Source organism: Vibrio sp. Vb1554, assembly GCF_033344235.1.
Genome location: NZ_JAWPOJ010000049.1, coordinates 1 through 20,442 on the forward strand (window position 1 = coordinate 1; position 20,442 = coordinate 20,442).

Genomic DNA, 20,442 nt, shown 5'->3' on the forward strand with positions numbered 1-20,442 from the left:
TAACAGACGACAGAATTTAAGGATAGAAACAATGACACATTGGATTGCAGGTGAATGGGTACAAGGTCAGGGTGAAGCATTTACGTCTCTGTCGCCGTACAACCAAGAAGTGATCTGGCAAGGCAAAGGTGCAACGGCAGAGCAGGTGAACCAGGCGGTATCTGCAGCGCGTGAAGCGTTTATTGACTGGAAAAAGCGTCCATTTTCAGAGCGTGAGGCAATCGTGTTGGCTTTTGCGGAGAAAGTAAAAGAGAACAGCGAAAAAATCGCCGAAGTGATTGCCAAAGAAACCGGTAAGCCGATTTGGGAAACGCGCACTGAAGCAGCAGCCATGGCAGGTAAAATTGCCATTTCGATTCGTGCTTATCATGACCGCACTGGTGAGGCGAGCCGTGAAGCAGCAGGCAACCAAATCGTATTGCGCCACCGCCCATTGGGCGTGATGGCGGTGTTTGGTCCTTACAACTTCCCAGGCCACCTACCAAATGGTCACATTGTGCCTGCGCTACTGGCTGGTAACACGGTAGTCTTCAAACCGTCTGAGCAAACGCCATGGACGGGTGAATTGGCAATGAAGCTATGGGAAGAAGCCGGTCTGCCGAAAGGCGTGATTAACCTTGTTCAAGGCGCGAAAGAAACTGGTATCGCCCTAGCTGACGCAAAAGGCATCGATGGCGTACTGTTTACGGGTAGCGCAAATACGGGGCATGTATTACACCGTCAATTTGCGGGTCAACCGGGCAAGATGCTCGCACTAGAAATGGGTGGTAATAACCCGATGGTGATCTCTGATAAATATGGTGATTTGGATGCCACGGTTTACACCATCATCCAGTCAGCGTTTATCAGTGCTGGGCAGCGTTGTACGTGTGCTCGTCGTTTGTATGTGCCATTGGGTGAAAAAGGCGATGCGCTTATCACCAAACTCGTTGAAGCGACACGCAATATTCGCGTAGACCAACCATTTGCAGAACCTGCGCCATTTATGGGACCGCAAATTTCGGTCGCGGCAGCCAAGTTTATTCTTGATGCACAAGCTAATCTACAGTCTCTTGGCGGTGAAAGCTTGATTGAAGCGAAAGCAGGAGAGGCGGCGTTTGTTTCTCCTGGCATCATTGATGTAACGAACATTGCTGAGTTACCAGATGAAGAATACTTCGGCCCACTTCTGCAAGTGGTGCGTTACGAAGGGTTAGACAAAGCCGTGGCGCTGGCAAACGATACGCGCTTTGGCTTATCTGCTGGTTTGGTCTCAACCGACGACCAAGAATGGGAATACTTCGTTGACCACATTCGTGCAGGTATCGTGAACCGTAACCGCCAGCTCACTGGTGCAAGCGGTGATGCGCCATTTGGTGGTCCGGGGGCGTCGGGTAACTTGCGCCCAAGCGCTTACTACGCAGCAGATTACTGTGCGTACCCAATGGCATCAATGGAAGGTCAAGAGACTGTCTTGCCTGCAACATTGAGTCCAGGTGTAGCGCTATAAGTTTTAATAATAGAGTCGCAACTATGCATTGCGGCTCACCTTGCCGGCGCATCATTTAGGTATGGGTTGTAGTGATCGTTGGCAGAACACGAAAAGTGAGCAAAGACTCGGAAAAGCGTGTTGACTGACTGGCATTTACCGTCACAGGTTGATGGTTGCTCGTTCATTATTCTGGACAACTTTTGTTGTGAACGAGCAGCCAACTTCCGCTTACCTTTAAACTCTACATCTCGTAACAAGGAGTCGTTATGACGCCCGATGTGTTATTTGAATCGCTATGGCAAGATTACATTCAACGTCTTTGCCCTTCGGCGGCTAAAGTGCATCAGCTGCTTCAAGAAGATGAGCCTCTGATTAATGATCATATAGCTTTACGTACCTTCAATATCGCGCCTCTTGGTATTGAAACTCTAGCTAAGCCATTTGTAGCTATTGGTTACAAGGCGTGTGGTGATTACGTTTTCGAAAGCAAAAAGCTGGTTGCTAAGCACTATGAGCACCCAGATCCGAAGCAACCTAAAGTATTTATTAGTGAGCTAAAAGTTGAAGAGTGCTCGCCTGAGCTACAAGAGATTGTGAAAAATTTGGTGGCACAAGTCGATGCTGACAAGCTGAACGATAGCGCATTCTTACATGGTGGACGCTTGTGGGATTTAAGCTTTGCTGATTACCAAACGTTGGCTAAAGAAAGTGAGTACGCATCTTGGCTTGCGGCGCATGGTTACGGAGCAAACCACTTCACGGTGAGCGTTAACCAACTCAATGAATATGAAGAAGTGAAGCAGGTAAACGATCATCTGCGTACCGCTGGGTTTACCATTAATGAAAATGGTGGTGAAGTGAAGGGCACTCCTGAGGTGTTGCTAGAGCAGTCATCGACCATGGCTGATAAAGTAGCGGTTCGTTTTAGCGAAGGCACTGAAATTATCCCTGGCGGGTTTTATGAATTTGCTAAGCGCTATCCGATGGAAAATGGTGATTTGTACCCAGGTTTCGTGGCCGCTTCAGCTGACAAAATCTTTGAAAGTACGAATGGCTAAGTTTTAGGGTTAACCTGTTAAGCTTACTCATTAGTGTTCGCTGCACCCTATCTCATTTGGTCATGAGCAAATAAAAAGCCACCAATGTTGCCATTGGTGGCTTTTATAATTTTGTTCGTGTCACTCTAGTTTGAGATTAACGAGTACCGTAAACCACGATGGTTTTACCGTGAGCAGAGATTAGGTTCTGCTCTTCTAGCATCTTCAAAATACGACCTACTGTCTCACGAGAACAGCCAACAATTTGACCGATTTCTTGACGAGTGATCTTGATTTGCATGCCGTCTGGGTGAGTCATTGCGTCTGGTTGTTTTGCAAGGTTCAGAAGCGTCTGAGCGATACGACCAGTTACGTCTAGGAACGCCAGGTCACCCACTTTTTGGCTAGTTACTTGAAGACGACGAGCCATCTGCGCAGAAAGACGCATTAGGATGTCTGGGTTTACTTGGATAAGCTGACGGAACTTCTTGAAAGAAATTTCAGCAACTTCACAAGGAGATTTAGCACGAACCCAAGCTGTGCGCTCTTGGTCTTCCTCGAATAGACCAAGTTCACCAATAAAGTCTCCTTGGTTTAGGTAAGAAAGGATCATCTCCTTACCTTCTTCGTCTTTGATAAGAACCGCAACAGAACCTTTAACGATGTAGTACAAAGTTTCTGCCTTTTCGCCCGCGTGAATTAGCGTGCTCTTTGAAGGGTACTTATGAATATGACAGTGTGAAAGAAACCACTCTAATGTTGGGTCGGTTTGAGGTTTACCTAGAACCATAATATCTCACTTCCTCTGCAGGGTACGCTTGCGCTATCCATATTTTAGCTAAGCCTGAATTAGGCCTACTAGAATAAGAGCACTTTTTATATGCTGCAAGCTCTCTTGTGTTTCGGTAAGAAATAGTATCCTTTTTCGAAAACGATTTCTTGATTTTAATCGTGCCATGATTGAGATTTTGTAAGCAAAACTGTGCACATGATCACGGTATGAAAAGTAAACATCTTCGCAGGCAGGTTTTTAGCCAATTTTCCCTGTTTCGATGAGCTGTTGTAGGATAGGCCGAACTATGAGCTCCATTGCAAAGCTCATCTTACCGCCGGGTACGACAATCGTGTTGTGGCGTGACATGAATGAGCCATCAATCATGGCCAGCAGATATGGGAAGTCGACATTCTTGATACCGCGTAGGCGAATCACCACAAAACTCTCATCCAAACTAGGGATGCCTTTTGCATTAAGTGGGTTGGAAGTATCAACGGTCGGTACGCGCTGGAAGTTGATGTGAGTACGAGAAAACTGAGGAGTGATATAGTTGAGGTAATCGTCCATGGATCGCACGATTGAGTCCATTACCGCTTCACGCGAATGGCCGCGATCGCGAGTGTCGCGTACGAATTTTTGTATCCACTCTAAGTTCACAATCGGCACCATGCCAATTAAGAAATCCACATGTTGAGCAACATTAACATCACCATCCACCACGCCACCATGTAACCCTTCATAAAACAGCACGTCGCTGTTTTCGGGTAAGTCTTGCCACGGTGTAAACGTGCCTGGCATTTGATTGTAGGGAACCGCTTCGTCAAACGTGTGCAGATAACGGCGCACGCTGCCAGTGCCATCATGCCCGAACTTACGGAAAAACTCTTCTAGTCCCGGGAAGTCATTAGCTTGTGGGCCAAAGTAGCTAATGTGTCGACCTTGCTCGCGGGCTTTGCGAATTTCGATGTCCATTTCTGGGCGAGTAAAGCGATGGAAGCTATCGCCTTCAACCCATGCGGGTTTAACGTTCATCATATTGAACATTTTACGGAAGGCTTCAGATGTAGTGGTCGTGCCGGCACCGGACGAACCAGTAACCGCAATAATTGGGTGTTTAGCTGACATGACAAACCTTGTCGAAAATTACTTACCTGTAATGTGCAGTAGAGTTACTACTGCACGGTCGATATCCCACTATAGCACGTAACAATACCTTGTCATCGAGTGGGATACGGTAAAATGTGAAGGGTCTAAAATTTTGTTTTATGTTGAATATCGACGGTTTCGTGTAGCTCAGAGAACACGATAACCGCTTCACCTTTTTCCAATTGAGCTTTAACTTGATCAATTTTGTCTTGCAAAGAAACCTCGACGGTTCCGTAATCCGTTCCTTCGCGTAAGACGAATTCACGAATTAAGTTTTCCAATGTTTCCGGCGCAATGTCTTGCCATGGAATGATCATAAATACCTCTAACTTTTATGATGAGCGGCTAGTTTACTGCGTTCGTTGCTTGGATACAGCAGAAAGGTAATCTGCGGCGATACTTTCGTAATACGCGGGCAGCGCTTCCTCCAACCAAAACTTAGGTTTTAACGCCGTTCCTGTCAGGAAGCCAACATGGCCACCGTGTTCAAAGAGACGGTAATCAATGTTATCTGGCAGAACAAACTTCGGGATCACATCGTCGGTCATGAACGGATCGTCTTTGGCATGGATGATCAGTGTGGGTAGCGTGATTTGCTGTAGTTTACTTAAGCCAGAGCATTGGTCGTAATAATCTTGTGCGTCTTTGAAGCCATGCAATGGTGCCGTAATCAAATCATCGAATTCATACAATCGTGTGACACGTTTTATTGAGTTGTAGGACAGCGCAAGCTCGCCATGCAGTAGATGATGCTTTTGTAACGCGTTACGTTTCAGTGAAGAAAGCAGATAACGGCGATACACTTTCGAAAAGCCTTGTTCTATACGGTTTGCACACGCCGCTAGGTCTAAAGGCGCTGAGATAATAGTCGCTGCATTCAAAATAGGGTGGTCTTTATATTGGGCTAAATAATTTGCCAACATGTTACCGCCAAGAGAAATACCAACTGCAACTTTGGGATTATCAGGAAAACGTTGTTCAAGGTGCTCTAGGAAGTAACGAGCATCCGTCACTTCACCCGAGTGGTAAGCTCGTGCTTTTTTGTTTGGTTTACCGCTGCAGCCACGAAAATGCATCATCACCGACAGCCATCCAGATTGAGCAAATGCATTCATTAACCCATTGGCATAAGGGCTATAGAAGCACCCCTCTAATCCATGAAATAAAACAAAAATCGGCTTTTTTTGTGCAGGCTCTTGGGTTGGGTCCTCGCTCCACGCGAGATCGAGAAAGTCGCCATCGGATGTATCGAGGGTTTGCCAAATCGGCGTAAATAACGCTTTTTTGCGAATAAAACGCGGCAAAAGCGTTTGGAGATGCGGGTTTTTGATCCCGGCGGCTGCGAAAAATTGTGTCATACCTAACTGCTCTTATGCGGTCCTTCGGTGTCCGTTGAAGAACTTATTAATATAATCCTTTATAAAGATTATAGGTATTCTACAGATTTATGGGCGTTTTGGTGGTTGAATGTTTGGCACCGGAATAGCAAAGGCTTGCTGCAAATGCTCCCCACCGAGTTGACGACAGTATCTCAACGTCAGTGGGTCACCATCATTTTTGAGTAGTGCAAGTGAGTTAATGCAGTTCACCAAATCCGCTTGTTGCTGCTTTTCTAGTTGCAGCTCAAACTGCAAGGTCTCACGATACAAAGCGTCATTGACTTGAGACTTAAGGTGGCGACGAAGGTCGCGAAAGGAGTGAAGTAAAGTTTCGCTTCTACCTAGACAGTCTTGCACCAAGGGCCAGTCTTTTTCTTGGAAAATGAGTTGCTGCTCATCGAGCCATCTGAGCAGCAGGAGTAGGTTCACGTTACCGTGGTAGTTGTTTTGCAATGATAAGCACGCCTCTTTCACTTCTCGCACACCATAAAACTGCAGACTAAACTGCCAAAGGTGTTCTAGGGTGAGTGTGTATTCAGCGTGTTGATTACTCATTGATTAAACTCTAGCTCCATCTGCTCCAACGTTTCTTGAGCAGACATCCATTCCATTTCAATTTCTTCGAGCTCAGCCTTACTAGAAGCTTGAAGTGCCAGCACTTGGTTAAGTTTAGCTTTATTTTCGGCCGCATACAGTGAGTTGTCCGCCAATTGTTCTTCAGCTTCGGCCAGTGCAGCACCTAACTTATCCATTTTATTTTCTAGTTGTGTCAGCGTTTTGCGAATTGGCGCTGTCTGTTTTCGAAACTCTGCATCGCGACGTTTTTGCTCTTTTTTCGCTGCCGCGCTGTTGGCGCTATCTTTGGCTGGCTGTGCGGCTTGTGCTTCTTTGCGTTCCGCTCTTTGTTGTTCGGTTAACCACTTGTAATAGTCATTTAAGTCACCGTCGAACGGAGCAACTTGTCTATCATGCACTAAATACAAGTCATCGGTCGTAGCGCGCAGTAAATAGCGGTCGTGCGAAACAATCACCATCGCACCTTCGAACGTTTGCAGTGCCATCGTAAGTGCTTGGCGCATGTCCAAGTCTAAGTGGTTGGTCGGTTCATCAAGTAGCAACAGGTTTGGCTTTTGCCACACAATTAAAGCCAATACCAAACGGGCTTTTTCGCCACCAGAAAACGGCGCAACTTTTTCTAGTGCTTTGTCACCTTGGAAGCCAAAGCTACCTAGGTAATCACGTAGCTGCTGTTCGGTTTGATCGGGTGCGATTTGCATCATGTGTTGCAGCGGCGTTTCTTCAGGATGAAGCGTTTCTAACTGGTGCTGAGCGAAGTAACCAATTTTCACGCCTTGTGAGTAAGTTAGGTCACCACCTTGCGCGTTAAGTTCACCAGAGAGCAGCTTGATTAAGGTCGATTTACCCGCACCATTACGGCCGAGTAGACCAATACGACTGCCAGGAACCAAGTTCAAGCGGATCTTCTCTAAGATGAGGTTGTCACCGTAACCTGCAGATACTTCATCCATCATCATGATTGGGTTTGGCAGCGCAGCTGGCTCACGGAATTGGAAGCTAAATGGGTTATCGAATTGAGCTGGTAACACTTTCTCCATGCGCTCCAAAGCTTTAATACGGCTTTGAGCCTGGCGTGCTTTTGATGCTTTGTAACGGAAGCGGTCGATGTAGCTTTGCATGTGCGACATCTGCTTCTGTTGCTTTTCAAACATCGCTTGTTGTAACACCATCTTTTGTGCGCGTTGGTTTTCGAATGACGAGTAGTTACCCGTGTATTCGTTCAGCTGCTGATTCTCGATGTGAATGATGCGACCAACAATTGGATCAAGGAAGTCTCGGTCGTGCGAGATCAGAATCAGCGTGCCAGGGTAGTTTTGTAGCCAACGCTCTAACCACATTACCGCGTCCAAATCCAAGTGGTTGGTTGGCTCATCGAGTAGCAATAAGTCAGAACGACACAATAGCGCTTGAGCCAAGTTAAGACGCATACGCCAACCACCCGAGAATTGGGTCAAACTCCAACTCATTTGCTCTTGGCTGAACCCTAAACCATCGAGCAGTTCTGCCGCGCGAGCGCGAATGCTGTAACCACCAATGGTTTCAATTTTACCGTGTATCTCGGCAACTAGGGTTCCGTTGTCTTGTGTTTCTGCTTCAGCTAACTGCTTTTCGAGAGCGCGGTATTCGCGATCACCATCAATGACGTATTCCAGTGCAGTGCGCTCTAGCGCAGGCGTTTCCTGTGCGACCCAGGCCAACTCCCAATGTTGAGGTTGGCTAAATGAGCCTGCATCAATTGACAGTTCATCTTTCAGTAGGGCAAACAGCGTTGATTTACCGCAGCCGTTTTTGCCCACAAGACCGACTTTATCGCCAGGGTGAATAGTCGCAGAAGCTTGGTCTAAAAGAGGTTTACCGCCACGCAGTAACTGAATATCAGAGAAGGTAATCATAAAGTTTTCATTCACTTTGCGCAGTGCGCGTTGCTTGGTTACATAGCGAAGTGGTTTCAATCGTTTTTAAAGCCACTTGGGTATATATCTAGCGGTGAATAGTAGGGGTATTGACCGGAAAAGTCGATTGATTCGCTTTAATTGCATTATGCTGTACAAAAAAGTATAACAATTTGATAACGGATAAAAATAACCACAAGGACGACCATTTGGCTGTTGCACCGTCTATTCTCCCAAAAGTTCTGGTCATTTATGCTCATCCAGAGCTACATAACTCGATTGCCAATCAAGTGATGATAAAAAAAGCTCAGTCGCTTGATCATGTCACTGTGCACGATCTTTACGGTGTTTACCCCGATTTCTTTATTGATGTGAATTACGAACATGAGTTGTTGCTCGCTCACGATGTGATCGTATTTCACCACCCACTTTATATGTATTCATGTCCAGCCCTATTAAAAGAGTGGCTAGACCGAGTGTTAGGTAAAGGCTTTGCGTTTGGCGGAGGTGCGGCTCTAGAAGGAAAATACTGGCGCAGTGTCATTACAACAGGTGGTAAAGAAGAAGCCTTCAGCGCGAAGGGGTACAACAAATACCCACTTGAGCAAATCTTGCAACCGTTTGAACTGACGGCAGCCCTATGCCAAATGCACTGGATTGAACCTCTGGTGTTGTATTGGTCAAGAAATGTTTCGGATATTGAACGCTACGAACATGCCGAGTTATACCGTGGATGGCTGAGTAACCCACTTGAAAACTGGCAAGCGGCAGATCGAGGAGGTCAGTATGGCGATCACTAGTGAGTTTCTTCAAAGCAGTGTGGTCTTTCTTTCGGCTGCGGTTATTGCGGTGCCGATTGCTCAGCGCCTTGGGCTTGGCTCGGTTTTAGGTTATTTACTTGCTGGTGTGTTGATTGGCCCATGGGGGCTTGGCTTAATTAGCGACGTTGATGCCATTTTGCATTTTGCCGAGCTTGGGGTTGTGTTGTTACTGTTTTTGATAGGGCTGGAATTAAACCCTAAAAAATTGTGGCAGATGCGAGGGCCGATTTTAGGTTTAGGCGGTGCGCAGGTTGTGGTCACGACCGCCGTGATTGGTAGTGTCGTCAGTATGTTTGGCGTAAGCATGCAAGTGAGTTTAGTGATCGGGATGGGGTTGGCGCTGTCCTCGACGGCGATTGCGCTTAAAGTCATTGAAGAGCAAGGGCTTAATGGTACCGAAACGGGGCAATCTGGTTTTGCGGTGCTGCTCTTTCAAGATATTGCAGTGATCCCGATGCTGGCGATGTTGCCCTTGCTAGCAGGCGGGCATAGTGGTGGAAGTTGGTTGGATGTCTTCACTATTTTAGGCAATGTGGTAGCACTGTTGATTGGTGGTCACTTTTTACTACGTCCGCTATTTCGTTTTGTCGTGATGAGCGGCGTTCGTGAACTCTTTACCGTTGCTGCACTTTTAGTTGTGCTTGGCATTTCGGTCGTGATGCAAAAGCTCGGTCTTTCGATGGCATTGGGGACTTTTTTAGCAGGCGTTTTGCTGGCAGAGAGTGAGTATCGCCATGAGTTGGAAATCGCTATCGAGCCATTTAAAGGTCTGTTGTTGGGGTTATTCTTTATTGCGGTGGGCATGGCGGTAAACTTGGGGTTATTGGCATTACATCCTTTAGAGATTCTCGGTGCGGTGGTGGCTTTGGTCGTGGTTAAGGGTTTGGTTTTGTATGCATTGGCGAGAGCTGCCCGTGTCGGAGCCAAAGCGAGAAGCCGTATGGCTGCAATTTTGAGCCAAGGCGGTGAGTTTGCCTTTGTCATATTTACCGCGGCGAGCCAAGAGGGCATTTTGTCCAAAGAGCAAGTGGCGTTTCTGTTGGTGGTGGTCAGTCTATCCATGGTGACGACTCCTCTTTTGCTGATGGGACAAAAGAAGTGGTTTGCTCATACCCTGAATCAAGAAGAAGAGGGCATGACCACGAAAGTCGTGGATCGCCGACCACGCGTTATCATTGCAGGCTTTGGACGTTTCGGTCAGATCGTCGGACGTTTAATGTATGCCAATAAAATCAAAGTGACAGTATTAGAAAGTGATGCCAGCCAAATCCACCTATTACGTAAGTATGGTTACAAAGTGTTTTATGGCGATGCTACACAAATTGACCTATTGAGGGCTGCTGGCGCTGATAAAGCGGAAGCATTGATTATTTGTACTGATTCACCTGATGAGGTGATGGCCATCGTGGACATTTGTCGCGTGCACTTCCCGAAACTTAAGTTGTTAGCCCGAGCAAGAAGCCGTGTCGAGGCTTACCAGTTAATGAGTCATGGTGTAGAGAATTACTCTCGTGAAACATTTCTAGGGGCACTAGATCTCGGTCGCCAAGCGCTCGTAGAACTGGGTATGCATCCTTATCAAGCAAAGCGGGCAGAAGCACATTTTCGCAAGTTAGATAATGCTATGCTTAAGGACTTATTGCCTCAACACAATGAAGATAAGAAATTAGCTCAAAGAGCGAAAGAGGCTCGCAAAGAGCTAGAAGAAATATTTGGTCGTGAAATGGAGAGCGACCATCAGTCACCTAATCATTGGAAGTAGTACTTGAGCCAAGACTCAAGCTAAGGAAATAGCGTGAAAATCAAGAAACGTTTTATTGCCGGCGCTAGCTGCCCAAATTGCAGCCAGCAAGATACCCTGCGCTGGTGGATTGAAAATAACATCGAATTAGTTGAGTGTGTCGAGTGTGAGTTTACAGAGCAGCGCAAACCACAATCTGTAGAGAAAAATAAACACTCGGATCAGGAAATGATCGGAATTTTTAAGCCGGAGTAATTGAACTTCGATAATTGATCCCCATAATACACCCAGATATCTCAGTACTTAACCCCATTCAGGTTAAGTCAATTAATCTCCCTGGAGTTAGTATGAAAATTGAAAAGAACGTTGTTGCAAGCCTTGCATACAAAGTAATGATGGAAGACGGTGTCGTTGTTGATCAATCAACAGCAGAAGCACCTCTAGATTACCTTCACGGTCACAACAACCTAATCACAGGTCTTGAAAAAGAACTTGAAGGTAAAGTGGCTGGCGACAAGTTCTCAGTAACGGTAGCTCCTGAAGAAGCTTACGGTGAGCACAACGATGCGCTAGTACAGCGCGTTCCTGCGGACGTGTTCCAAGGCGTTGAGCAAATCGAAGTGGGCATGCGCTTCCTAGCTGACACTGACCAAGGTCCAATCCCTGTTGAAGTAACAGAAGTTGACGGCAACGAAGTGGTTGTTGACGGTAACCATATGTTAGCTGGTCAAACACTAACTTTCGAAGTAGAAGTTATGTCTACACGTGAAGCAACAGCAGAAGAGATCGAACACGGTCACATCCATCAAGGTGGTGGCTGTTGTGGTGGTCACGATCATGACCACGATCACGAAGAAGAAGGCGGCTGCTGTGGCGGCGGTAGCTGTGGTTCTCACTAATCATAAGCGCCTTCACTAGATAATCTTATCTAGCAAAGCTTTGAAAAGCGCAAGTTGAGTTTTCAACTTGCGCTTTTTGTTTATCTAAGGTGTAGTGCCAACCATACAAGGAATAACAGTTGGACAAAGCGATGACGAAACCTTTCTCGATTGCCATTCATGGCGGTGCAGGCACCATCTTGCGTGAACAGATGAGCGATGAGCTGCAACAATCCATCTTGGCGGATTTAGAAGCTGCGGTAAAAGCGGGACATCAAATTCTAGAAACGGGCGGTGAAGCCTTAGATGCCGTCGTAGCGGCAGTGAAAGTATTGGAAGACTCTCCTAACTTTAATGCGGGTAAAGGCTCAGTGCTGACCAACAACGAAATGGTAGAAATGGACGCTTCTGTGATGGATGGGCGAAACCTTGCAGCAGGTGCGGTCGCTGGGGTTCGTCATATCAGAAACCCAATTGAGCTCGCTCGTGATGTGATGCGAAACAGCAATCATGTGTTGTTGGTGGGTGAGGGCGCAGAGAAGTTTGCTTTTGAGCGAGGACATGAGTATACCGAGCAAGATTACTTCTTTACTGATCGCCGTTATGAGCAGTTGCTGTCTATGCGTGAGAAAGGACTGTTTGCTTTGTCGGAATCTCGTTACCCAGATGACCGTAAGCACGGTACGGTTGGTGCGGTAGCGTTAGATCAACAAGGTAACTTAGCCGCTGCCACCAGTACGGGTGGCGTGACGAATAAGAAATACAACCGAGTCGGAGATTCGGCTCTGATTGGTTGTGGTACGGTGGCCGAAAATGGCGTTGTGGCAGTTTCCACTATGGGTGTCGGAGAGTTCTTTATTCGTAAACGTGTTGCGGAAGACGTTGCAGCACGTATGCGTTACTTACAAGAAGATATTCATACGGCTTGTGAACACATTATCCAAGGTGCTCTCAAACAGATGGGCGGAGAGGGCGGTTTGATTGCCATTGATGCTAAAGGTGAGATGCACTTTGCGATGAACAGTTCTGGCATGTACCGAGCAGGCATTAATACGCAAGGCGAGCTGAGCGTTAAAATCTACGCCGACGAATAGCTTCCTCTTGAGTACCTTCTTAAGTAATTAATACAACAAAGCCCAGAACATGTTCTGGGCTTTATGCTATTTGAGCCTGCATTTTAATAATGCGGTGGTGGGGTTTCTTCTGACGGATCGGCTAAATTCGACGAGTCCATATTTTTTACTTTACCTACCACATATTTCATCTGATCGAGCATCTTGGTAATTTGCAGTTGTTGCTGCGATAAAGCTCCGTTCAGATCTTCAATAGTCTGTTCTTGGAACGCAAGCTGACATTCTAAGTCATTAATGCGTGCTTCCAATTGCTGAATGATTTTTTCTGTCATGATCCGTTCTCTAACTGCCAAGCTTGGGCAATACCTGCTGAAGTAGCAGTAATTACGCGTTGTTTTGAATCAAAGGCTGCATCATACACGACCGCACGGGGAGGGCGAGTGTCTTTTTTGGGCTCCACTTCAAATCCACTCATTCGTTTTCCGGTTTGAGTATCCCATATCGACACACGGCCAGAAGGGCTTCCTGTGACTAGTTGAGTCCCGTCGTCAGAAAATCGTGCGGTAGAGAAAATTAATTGGCGTGACCAACTGCTCAACTGTGTGACTTCTTGTCCAGTTTTTAAATTCCAAACAATCGCTTGGTTTCCGCCATCAGATGTCATTGCTAATTTTCCATCTCTTTGCAGGGCCACGCGAACAATTCGTTGTTCATGTTCGAAGGTTCGTAGTACTTGTCCGGTTTCGGTATCCCACAGATACGCTTTATAGTCATTACCTCCGGTTAGGGCGAAGCGCCCATTAGGAGAAATGGCCACGGAATTGACTTTTTCACGATGCGCAAGGAACTCCATGCGACGCCCGGTGACTAAGTTGACATAAATTGCTTTACCGTTGGATAACCCAAGCAGAACTTGTTCACCATTACTGGTGATATCAACGTCGCGAATGAGCGCATCAGAGATAGACCAAAGGCCTTCGGATTGCGTCCAGCCTAGGTCCCAAACTGCGAAGTTCATTTGGCTTGCTGTAATTGCGTAGCGACCATTGTCAGATATGCGGATATGGGAAACCACATTGGCATCGGCATCGAGTTCACCCAGGTTGGCTAGTTGTTCATTTTGCTCTAGGTCCCACAACATCAAATGACGTTGTTGAGAATAGAGCAGAGCAAACCGTCCATCTCTGCTAAGTGCGAAGCTCGTCGCACCTTGAGGTTCTATCGGCCAACGCTGCACTTCACGCTCGGCGAAAAAGCAACCATTTAACGTGGTGATGACAATTAAATATAGGAATAAATGAGAAATTCTTTGCATCACATCTAATAATCCGGTTTGTGTCTTAAGACATATAGCTAGTATATTGGTATAACGATTGTCTTCACTAGTCTCATAGAAGATTTGTGCACAACAACCAATGGCAGAGCCATTATTGGGAGAATTTAATGAAATCAGTTTTAAAAGTGTCGCTACTTGCTGCAACAGTTATGCTAGCGGTAGGTTGTCAGAAAGAAGAAACTAAAACAGAAACCGCACCTCAAGCAGAACAAGTTCAAGCAGAAACCGGTAAAGCGGTTCACTTTAAAACCGACGACGACAAAGCGGCATACGCAATCGGTGTTTCATTTGCTAACTACCTAAGCACAAGCATCGACAAGCCAAGCGAAATCGGCATTAATCTTAACAAAGATTTGGTACTAAAAGGTATCGAAGACGTCTTCAAAGGCAATGCTGAATTGAATGAAGAAGAAACACGTGCAGCACTAGAATCTCTAGACAAGCGTGTTGCAGAAAAGATGCAAGCACAAGCGGCTGAGAAAGCAGCTGAAGCGAAAAAAGCTGGCGATGATTTCCGTGCTGAGTTTGAGAAGCAAGAAGGCGTAGTGAAGACAGATACAGGTCTTCTATACCAAGTAATGACACCAGCTGAAGGTGAGAAGCCAAAAGACACTGATACGGTTCAAGTACACTACAAAGGTACTCTGATCGACGGTACTCAGTTCGACAGCTCCTACGATCGTGGTGAACCTGCAACGTTCCCACTTAACCGTGTAATCCCAGGTTGGACAGAAGGTGTTCAGCTAATGCCTGTGGGTTCTAAATTCAAATTCGTTATCCCGCCAGAGCTAGCATACGGTGACCAAGACACACCAAGCATTCCTGCTAACTCAACGCTAGTATTTGAAGTTGAGCTGCTAAAAGTTGAGAACGACAACGCAGAGCAATAACAATAAGCTGCGATAAGTTATTGAAAAAGGTCCGTTTAACGGGCCTTTTTTGTTCTAGGTCACTAGTTGGTGAGTTTGCTAGGTTGCTTTTCAAATTTTCTGATAAACTTACACCAATTTGTTGATTTTTCGCTCGAAGGCTTATGACAACTACAGAAACAATAAACGCGGAGATGTTGCTCGAAATGGAATCCGTTAACGTGATGCCGTTTACCGAGCACGACAAAATCATTTTAAGATCTTATGAGGCGGTCGTGGATGGTATCGCCAGCCTGATAGGTCCATTTTGTGAAATCGTTCTTCACTCTCTAGAAGACTTAAATACCTCTGCAATTAAAATCGCTAACGGTGAAAACACGGGGCGCCAAGTCGGCTCACCAATCACTGATTTAGCGCTTAAGATGCTAAAAGACATCGAAGGCTCGGAGCGCAACTTCTCACGTTCGTACTTTACCCGTGCAAAAGGTGGCGTGTTGATGAAGTCGATTACTGTCGCCATTCGTAATGGCGAAAATCGCGTGATTGGTTTGTTGTGTATCAACGTCAACTTGGATGCGCCTTTCTCGCAAGTTCTTCAGTCTTTCATGCCGACGCAAGAAGCGAAAGAAGCGGCTTCCTCGGTCAACTTTGCTAGTGACGTAGAAGAGCTGGTGGACCAAACTGTTGAACGCACCATCGAAGAGATCAATGCGGATAAATCCGTGTCTAACAACACCAAAAATCGCCAGATCGTGATGGAGTTGTACGACAAAGGTATCTTCGATATTAAAGATGCCATCAACCGTGTCGCGGATCGCCTTAATATTTCAAAACACACCGTTTACTTGTACATTCGTCAACGTAAAACCGAGGATGATGAAAGGTGAGTAAACTGACTTACACGTTAGTGGTGAATGGTCCCGTTTATGGCAGCCAGTCAGCGCGCAGTGCTTATCAGTTCGCCAAAGCGGTGATAGAGCAAGGCCATCAGCTAGTGAGCGTCTTCTTTTATCAAGATGGTGTGACTAATGGTACTGCTTTGAGTGTGCCAGCCAACGATGAATTTGATCTCAATAAGGCGTGGCAGTCTTTGGCTAAAGAGCATGGTGTTCGCCTAGAAACTTGTGTCGCGGCCGCTTTGCGTCGCGGGATTGTAAGTGAAGAAGAAGCGAATCAACATGGTTTGGTTCAGAACAATCTAGCCGATGGTTTTGAACAAGCAGGCTTAGGTAGCCTAGCTGAAGCGATGTTAACCCAAGACAGAGTGGTACAGTTTTGAGTCAGTTAACTTATCTATTTCGTAGTGCGCCACATGGCAGTGCAGCTGGTCGTGAAGGTGTGGATGCACTGTTAGCCGCGTCGGCTTACTGTGAAGATATCAGCGTCATTTTCATGGGTGACGGGGTATACCAGCTTCTACTCGGACAAAACCCCAACAATATTTTGAGTAAAGATTACGCGCCGATGTTAAAGCTTTTCGATTTATACGACATCGAACAAGTCTTTGTGTGTTCAGAGTCGTTAACCCAGCGAGGTTTGGCGCAAGCGGATTTAGTCATTGAAGCCCAAGCGTTAAGCTCAGAACAGCTCAAAGATAAGTTACAACACGCTGGCAAGCTACTGTCTTTTTGAGGAAGGTATGTTACACATCATAAAAACAGTCTCTGCTCTAGAAGACGCCATGCCCTTATGCAGTGAACAGGATGACATCTTACTTATAGAAGATGCAGTGTACGCTGCTAACTCGCAACATAAAGCATTTTCCCATCTAAAAAACCTCAGCGTATTTGTGTTAGAGAGCGATGCGCAAGCTCGCGGTATTGCAAATCGTATCAGTCCATCGCTGACGATTGTGAATTACTCAGGCTTCGTTGAACTAACAGCAAAACAGGATAAATCCCTAACTTGGGATTGAACAAGATTTGCTGTCGACAAAGCTTTACGGATGAATTGTTCTAATTGAACAAAAAAGATCCGTATATTTCTTGACACACCTCTCACTGCTGCATAGAATTTTGCGTCCCTAACTGCATTGGCAGTTGGGGATAGATTTTTCACAAAGCTTACTTTCAAGTAAATCAGGAGCTAGTTAATGGCAACTATTAACCAGTTGGTACGTAAGCCACGTGCAAAGCAAGTTGTTAAAAGCAACGTGCCTGCACTAGAAGCGTGCCCACAAAAACGTGGTGTATGTACTCGTGTTTACACTACTACACCTAAAAAACCTAACTCAGCACTTCGTAAAGTTTGTCGTGTACGTCTGACAAACGGCTTCGAAGTTACATCGTACATCGGCGGTGAAGGTCACAACCTTCAAGAGCACTCAGTTGTTCTAATCCGTGGTGGTCGTGTTAAAGACCTTCCAGGTGTGCGTTACCACACTGTTCGCGGCGCACTAGACTGTGCTGGCGTAAATGACCGTAAACAAGGTCGTTCTAAGTACGGTGTGAAGCGTCCTAAGTCTTAATGGATTCCGTTAAGTAAGGCCAAACACTAAATTATTTTTAATTTTTTGAAAAAACTGAAAAGTTTTGGATAAAACCTGAAGAAGACAACGGAGATAAATCCATGCCACGTCGTCGCGTCATTGGTCAGCGTAAGATCCTTCCAGATCCAAAATTCAAATCTGAATTGCTGGCAAAATTCGTTAACATCCTAATGGTTGACGGTAAAAAATCTACTGCAGAGAAAATCGTTTACACTGCACTAGATGCTATGGCTGAAAAGTCTGGTAAAGACCACTTAGCTATTTTTGAAGAAGCTCTTGAAAACGTTCGCCCAGCGGTAGAGGTTAAATCTCGCCGTGTTGGTGGTTCAACTTACCAAGTACCTGTAGAAGTACGTCCGGTTCGCCGTAACGCACTTGCTATGCGTTGGTTGGTTGAAGCTGCGCGCAAGCGTGGTGAAAAATCTATGGCTCAACGCCTAGCTGCTGAAATGCTAGACGCGTCTGAGAACAAAGGTACTGCGGTTAAGAAACGTGAAGACGTTCACCGCATGGCTGACGCAAACAAAGCGTTCGCTCATTACCGTTGGTAATACCTTCTGTGCTGCGAGGTTCTCTCGCAGCACTTTTCTATACTCTAAGGTACACCTTAGTAAGAGGATACAATCGTGGCTCGTAAAACTCCTATTGAGCTATACCGTAATATCGGTATCTGTGCTCACGTAGATGCAGGAAAAACAACCACAACTGAGCGTATTCTGTTCTACACTGGCCTTTCTCACAAAATCGGCGAAGTTCACGATGGTGCAGCAACCATGGACTGGATGGAGCAGGAGCAGGAGCGTGGTATCACTATCACATCCGCTGCGACTACTACATTCTGGCGTGGTATGGAAGCACAGTTCCCTGAGCATCGCGTAAACATCATTGATACCCCTGGACACGTTGACTTTACTATCGAAGTAGAGCGTTCTCTTCGTGTACTTGATGGTGCTGTGGTTGTGTTCTGTGGCTCATCTGGTGTTGAACCTCAGTCTGAAACTGTATGGCGTCAAGCAGACAAATACCACGTTCCACGTTTGGTATTTGTAAACAAGATGGACCGTGCGGGCGCAGACTTCCTACGCGTTGTGAACCAAATTAAGAATCGTCTTGGTGCGACTCCTGTTCCAATCCAGCTGAACGTTGGTGCGGAAGATGAGTTCAGAGGTGTCATCGACCTTATCAAGATGAAAATGATCAACTGGAATGATGCCGATCAAGGCACTTCGTTTACTTACGAAGACATCCCAGCTGACATGATTGAACTTGCTGAAGAGTGGCGCAACCACATGGTTGAATCCGCTGCTGAAGCTAGCGAAGAGCTGATGGACAAGTACCTTGAAGAAGGTGAATTGACTGAAGCTGAGCTCAAACAAGCTCTACGTACTCGCACACTAAATAACGAAATCGTACTGGCTACTTGTGGTAGTGCGTTTAAGAACAAAGGTGTTCAAGCGGTACTGGATGCAGTAGTTGAGTTCTTGCCATCGCCTGTTGACGTACCTGCAATTAAAGGTGTCGACGAAAGAGAAAATGAAGTTGAGCGTCATGCTGACGACAACGAACCTTTCTCAGCGCTAGCGTTTAAGATTGCGACTGACCCATTCGTGGGCACGCTAACTTTCATGCGTGTTTACTCCGGTGTTGTAAACTCGGGTGACGCTGTTTACAACTCAGTAAAAGAGAAGAAAGAGCGTTTCGGTCGTATCGTTCAGATGCATGCGAATAAGCGTGAAGAAGTGAAAGAAGTTCGCGCTGGTGATATTGCAGCTGCTATCGGTCTGAAAGACGTAACAACAGGTGACACACTGTGTGATCAGAACCACAAAGTGATTCTAGAGCGCATGGAGTTCCCTGAACCAGTTATTCAGATTGCTGTAGAGCCTCGTTCTAAGGCAGACCAAGAGAAAATGGCTATCGCGCTAGGTAAACTAGCAGCGGAAGATCCATCATTCCGCGTGGAAACGGACGACGAATCAGGTCAGACTCTGATCTCAGGTATGGGTGAACTTCACCTAGACATTATCGTTGATCGTATGAAGCGTGAATTCAGCGTTGATTGTAACGTTGGTAAACCTCAGGTTGCTTACCGTGAAACCATTCGTGGTAAAGCGGAAGTTGAAGGCAAGTTTGTTCGTCAATCAGGTGGTCGTGGTCAATACGGTCATGTTTGGGTCAAACTTGAGCCTTCTGAGCCTGGTGAAGGTTTCGTATTCGTAGACGAAATCGTGGGCGGTGTGATTCCTAAGGAATACATCAGTTCGGTATCGAAAGGTATCGAAGAGCAAATGAATAGTGGTGTTCTAGCGGGTTACCCTGTACTAGATATTAAAGCTACACTATTTGATGGTTCTTACCACGATGTAGACTCAAGCGAGATGGCGTTTAAGATCGCTGGCTCGATGGCATTCAAGAAAGGTGCACTAGAAGCACAACCTGTGATTCTAGAACCTATGATGAATGTCGAAGTAACCACTCCGGAAGACTGGATGGGTGACGTTGTTGGTGACCTAAACCGTCGTCGCGGTATCATTGAAGGCATGGACGAAGGTGTGGCTGGTCTTAAGATCATCCGTGCTCAAGTACCACTATCCGAAATGTTCGGTTACGCAACTGATCTACGTTCTGCAACTCAAGGCCGTGCGTCTTACTCTATGGAGTTTCACGAGTACGCTGAAGTGCCGAAAAACTTCGCAGATAAAATTATTGCAGAGCGTGGTTACTAATTGACGATTGAACTGCAAAAAGTTTACGACTTTTTGCGAGATCAGGGCGTCCAAATATTGCGCTAACGGGCGTTGGCGCATAAAATAACAATTTCTGGCGCGTCGTCGATCAATAATGATCACGACGAATCATAACTAGGAAGGAACACGATCGTGTCTAAAGAAAAATTTGAACGTACGAAACCGCACGTTAACGTTGGTACTATCGGCCACGTTGACCACGGTAAAACA

At 46.2% G+C, this 20,442-nt stretch carries 23 protein-coding genes; 15 read left to right on the plus strand and 8 right to left on the minus strand.

The window, feature by feature from the left end:
• Nucleotides 1-31 precede the first annotated feature (31 nt).
• Together astD and R8N28_RS22670 are read left to right on the plus strand one after the other, a co-directional pair.
• On the plus strand, nucleotides 32-1,489 hold the full coding sequence (gene astD, locus R8N28_RS22665) for a succinylglutamate-semialdehyde dehydrogenase (protein WP_005381424.1): 1,458 nt from the start codon (nucleotides 32-34) through the stop codon (nucleotides 1,487-1,489).
• Nucleotides 1,490-1,737: 248 nt separating this feature from the next.
• Nucleotides 1,738-2,529 carry a DUF1338 domain-containing protein gene (locus R8N28_RS22670; protein WP_042523639.1) on the plus strand — a complete coding sequence of 264 codons (792 nt, stop codon included), beginning with the start codon at nucleotides 1,738-1,740 and terminating at the stop codon, nucleotides 2,527-2,529.
• Between the two features lie 136 nt (nucleotides 2,530-2,665).
• Here R8N28_RS22670 and crp read toward each other — a convergent pair whose 3' ends face one another.
• The 6 genes from crp to R8N28_RS22700 form a co-directional block, all read right to left on the minus strand.
• Nucleotides 2,666-3,298 (minus strand): cAMP-activated global transcriptional regulator CRP, encoded by a 633-nt coding sequence (crp, locus tag R8N28_RS22675; RefSeq protein WP_005381432.1) that lies wholly within the window; start codon nucleotides 3,296-3,298, stop codon nucleotides 2,666-2,668.
• 240 nt (nucleotides 3,299-3,538) lie between these two features.
• The gene (locus R8N28_RS22680) at nucleotides 3,539-4,408 is read right to left on the minus strand and encodes a phosphoribulokinase (RefSeq protein ID WP_005381434.1); all 870 of its coding nucleotides are present in this window, start codon (nucleotides 4,406-4,408) and stop codon (nucleotides 3,539-3,541) included.
• 125 nt (nucleotides 4,409-4,533) lie between these two features.
• Nucleotides 4,534-4,746, minus strand: coding sequence for a YheU family protein (locus tag R8N28_RS22685; RefSeq protein ID WP_005382815.1), 213 nt, complete (start codon nucleotides 4,744-4,746; stop codon nucleotides 4,534-4,536).
• Between the two features lie 33 nt (nucleotides 4,747-4,779).
• Nucleotides 4,780-5,787: a hydrolase gene (locus R8N28_RS22690; protein WP_033907159.1), complete on the minus strand. Its 1,008-nt coding sequence runs from the start codon at nucleotides 5,785-5,787 to the stop codon at nucleotides 4,780-4,782.
• Nucleotides 5,788-5,874: 87 nt separating this feature from the next.
• Nucleotides 5,875-6,363: a TIGR02444 family protein gene (locus tag R8N28_RS22695; RefSeq protein ID WP_065274923.1), complete on the minus strand. Its 489-nt coding sequence runs from the start codon at nucleotides 6,361-6,363 to the stop codon at nucleotides 5,875-5,877.
• Complete coding sequence (locus R8N28_RS22700; protein WP_053307381.1) at nucleotides 6,360-8,279, minus strand: ABC transporter ATP-binding protein; 1,920 nt, start codon at nucleotides 8,277-8,279, stop codon at nucleotides 6,360-6,362. The genes R8N28_RS22695 and R8N28_RS22700 overlap by 4 nt, the downstream gene beginning before the upstream one ends.
• Nucleotides 8,280-8,488: 209 nt before the next feature.
• On the opposite strand from R8N28_RS22700, the gene kefG reads away from it, so the two are divergent.
• From kefG to R8N28_RS22725, 5 genes are all read left to right on the plus strand, one after another.
• On the plus strand, nucleotides 8,489-9,079 hold the full coding sequence (gene kefG / locus R8N28_RS22705) for a glutathione-regulated potassium-efflux system ancillary protein KefG (protein ID WP_065274922.1): 591 nt from the start codon (nucleotides 8,489-8,491) through the stop codon (nucleotides 9,077-9,079).
• Nucleotides 9,066-10,862: a glutathione-regulated potassium-efflux system protein KefB gene (gene kefB / locus R8N28_RS22710; protein WP_065274921.1), complete on the plus strand. Its 1,797-nt coding sequence runs from the start codon at nucleotides 9,066-9,068 to the stop codon at nucleotides 10,860-10,862. Before kefG ends, kefB begins: the two co-directional genes overlap by 14 nt.
• Nucleotides 10,863-10,895: 33 nt before the next feature.
• Nucleotides 10,896-11,096 (plus strand): YheV family putative zinc ribbon protein, encoded by a 201-nt coding sequence (locus R8N28_RS22715; protein WP_005381449.1) that lies wholly within the window; start codon nucleotides 10,896-10,898, stop codon nucleotides 11,094-11,096.
• 92 nt (nucleotides 11,097-11,188) lie between these two features.
• Entirely contained in the window at nucleotides 11,189-11,740 is a 552-nt protein-coding gene (gene slyD / locus R8N28_RS22720) for a peptidylprolyl isomerase (protein WP_005381451.1), read from the plus strand.
• A 131-nt stretch (nucleotides 11,741-11,871) separates the two neighbouring features.
• The gene (locus R8N28_RS22725; protein WP_318183453.1) at nucleotides 11,872-12,813 is read left to right on the plus strand and encodes an isoaspartyl peptidase/L-asparaginase; all 942 of its coding nucleotides are present in this window, start codon (nucleotides 11,872-11,874) and stop codon (nucleotides 12,811-12,813) included.
• A gap of 83 nt (nucleotides 12,814-12,896) precedes the next feature.
• On the opposite strand, the gene R8N28_RS22730 is transcribed toward R8N28_RS22725, so the two are convergent.
• On the minus strand, nucleotides 12,897-13,124 hold the full coding sequence (locus R8N28_RS22730) for a SlyX family protein (RefSeq protein WP_005381455.1): 228 nt from the start codon (nucleotides 13,122-13,124) through the stop codon (nucleotides 12,897-12,899).
• Nucleotides 13,121-14,107 carry a WD40 repeat domain-containing protein gene (locus R8N28_RS22735; protein WP_065274920.1) on the minus strand — a complete coding sequence of 329 codons (987 nt, stop codon included), beginning with the start codon at nucleotides 14,105-14,107 and terminating at the stop codon, nucleotides 13,121-13,123. Before R8N28_RS22735 ends, R8N28_RS22730 begins: the two co-directional genes overlap by 4 nt.
• 128 nt (nucleotides 14,108-14,235) lie before the next feature.
• On the opposite strand from R8N28_RS22735, the gene fkpA reads away from it, so the two are divergent.
• From fkpA to fusA, 8 genes are all read left to right on the plus strand, one after another.
• Nucleotides 14,236-15,018 (plus strand): FKBP-type peptidyl-prolyl cis-trans isomerase, encoded by a 783-nt coding sequence (gene fkpA, locus R8N28_RS22740; protein ID WP_017821751.1) that lies wholly within the window; start codon nucleotides 14,236-14,238, stop codon nucleotides 15,016-15,018.
• Nucleotides 15,019-15,161: 143 nt separating this feature from the next.
• Nucleotides 15,162-15,884 carry a transcriptional regulator gene (locus R8N28_RS22745; RefSeq protein ID WP_005382804.1) on the plus strand — a complete coding sequence of 241 codons (723 nt, stop codon included), beginning with the start codon at nucleotides 15,162-15,164 and terminating at the stop codon, nucleotides 15,882-15,884.
• Nucleotides 15,881-16,276 (plus strand): sulfurtransferase complex subunit TusD, encoded by a 396-nt coding sequence (gene tusD / locus R8N28_RS22750; protein ID WP_017821752.1) that lies wholly within the window; start codon nucleotides 15,881-15,883, stop codon nucleotides 16,274-16,276. The genes R8N28_RS22745 and tusD overlap by 4 nt, the downstream gene beginning before the upstream one ends.
• Nucleotides 16,273-16,629, plus strand: a complete 357-nt coding sequence (tusC, locus tag R8N28_RS22755) for a sulfurtransferase complex subunit TusC (RefSeq protein ID WP_065274919.1) — start codon at nucleotides 16,273-16,275, stop codon at nucleotides 16,627-16,629. The genes tusD and tusC overlap by 4 nt, the downstream gene beginning before the upstream one ends.
• A gap of 7 nt (nucleotides 16,630-16,636) precedes the next feature.
• Nucleotides 16,637-16,912 (plus strand): sulfurtransferase complex subunit TusB, encoded by a 276-nt coding sequence (gene tusB, locus R8N28_RS22760; RefSeq protein ID WP_065274918.1) that lies wholly within the window; start codon nucleotides 16,637-16,639, stop codon nucleotides 16,910-16,912.
• A 177-nt stretch (nucleotides 16,913-17,089) separates the two neighbouring features.
• Nucleotides 17,090-17,464 (plus strand): 30S ribosomal protein S12, encoded by a 375-nt coding sequence (gene rpsL / locus R8N28_RS22765; protein WP_004399892.1) that lies wholly within the window; start codon nucleotides 17,090-17,092, stop codon nucleotides 17,462-17,464.
• 101 nt (nucleotides 17,465-17,565) lie between these two features.
• Nucleotides 17,566-18,036, plus strand: coding sequence for a 30S ribosomal protein S7 (gene rpsG, locus R8N28_RS22770; protein WP_005382796.1), 471 nt, complete (start codon nucleotides 17,566-17,568; stop codon nucleotides 18,034-18,036).
• A 75-nt stretch (nucleotides 18,037-18,111) separates the two neighbouring features.
• Nucleotides 18,112-20,211, plus strand: a complete 2,100-nt coding sequence (gene fusA, locus R8N28_RS22775; protein ID WP_005382794.1) for an elongation factor G — start codon at nucleotides 18,112-18,114, stop codon at nucleotides 20,209-20,211.
• The last annotated feature ends 231 nt before the right edge of the window (nucleotides 20,212-20,442 follow it).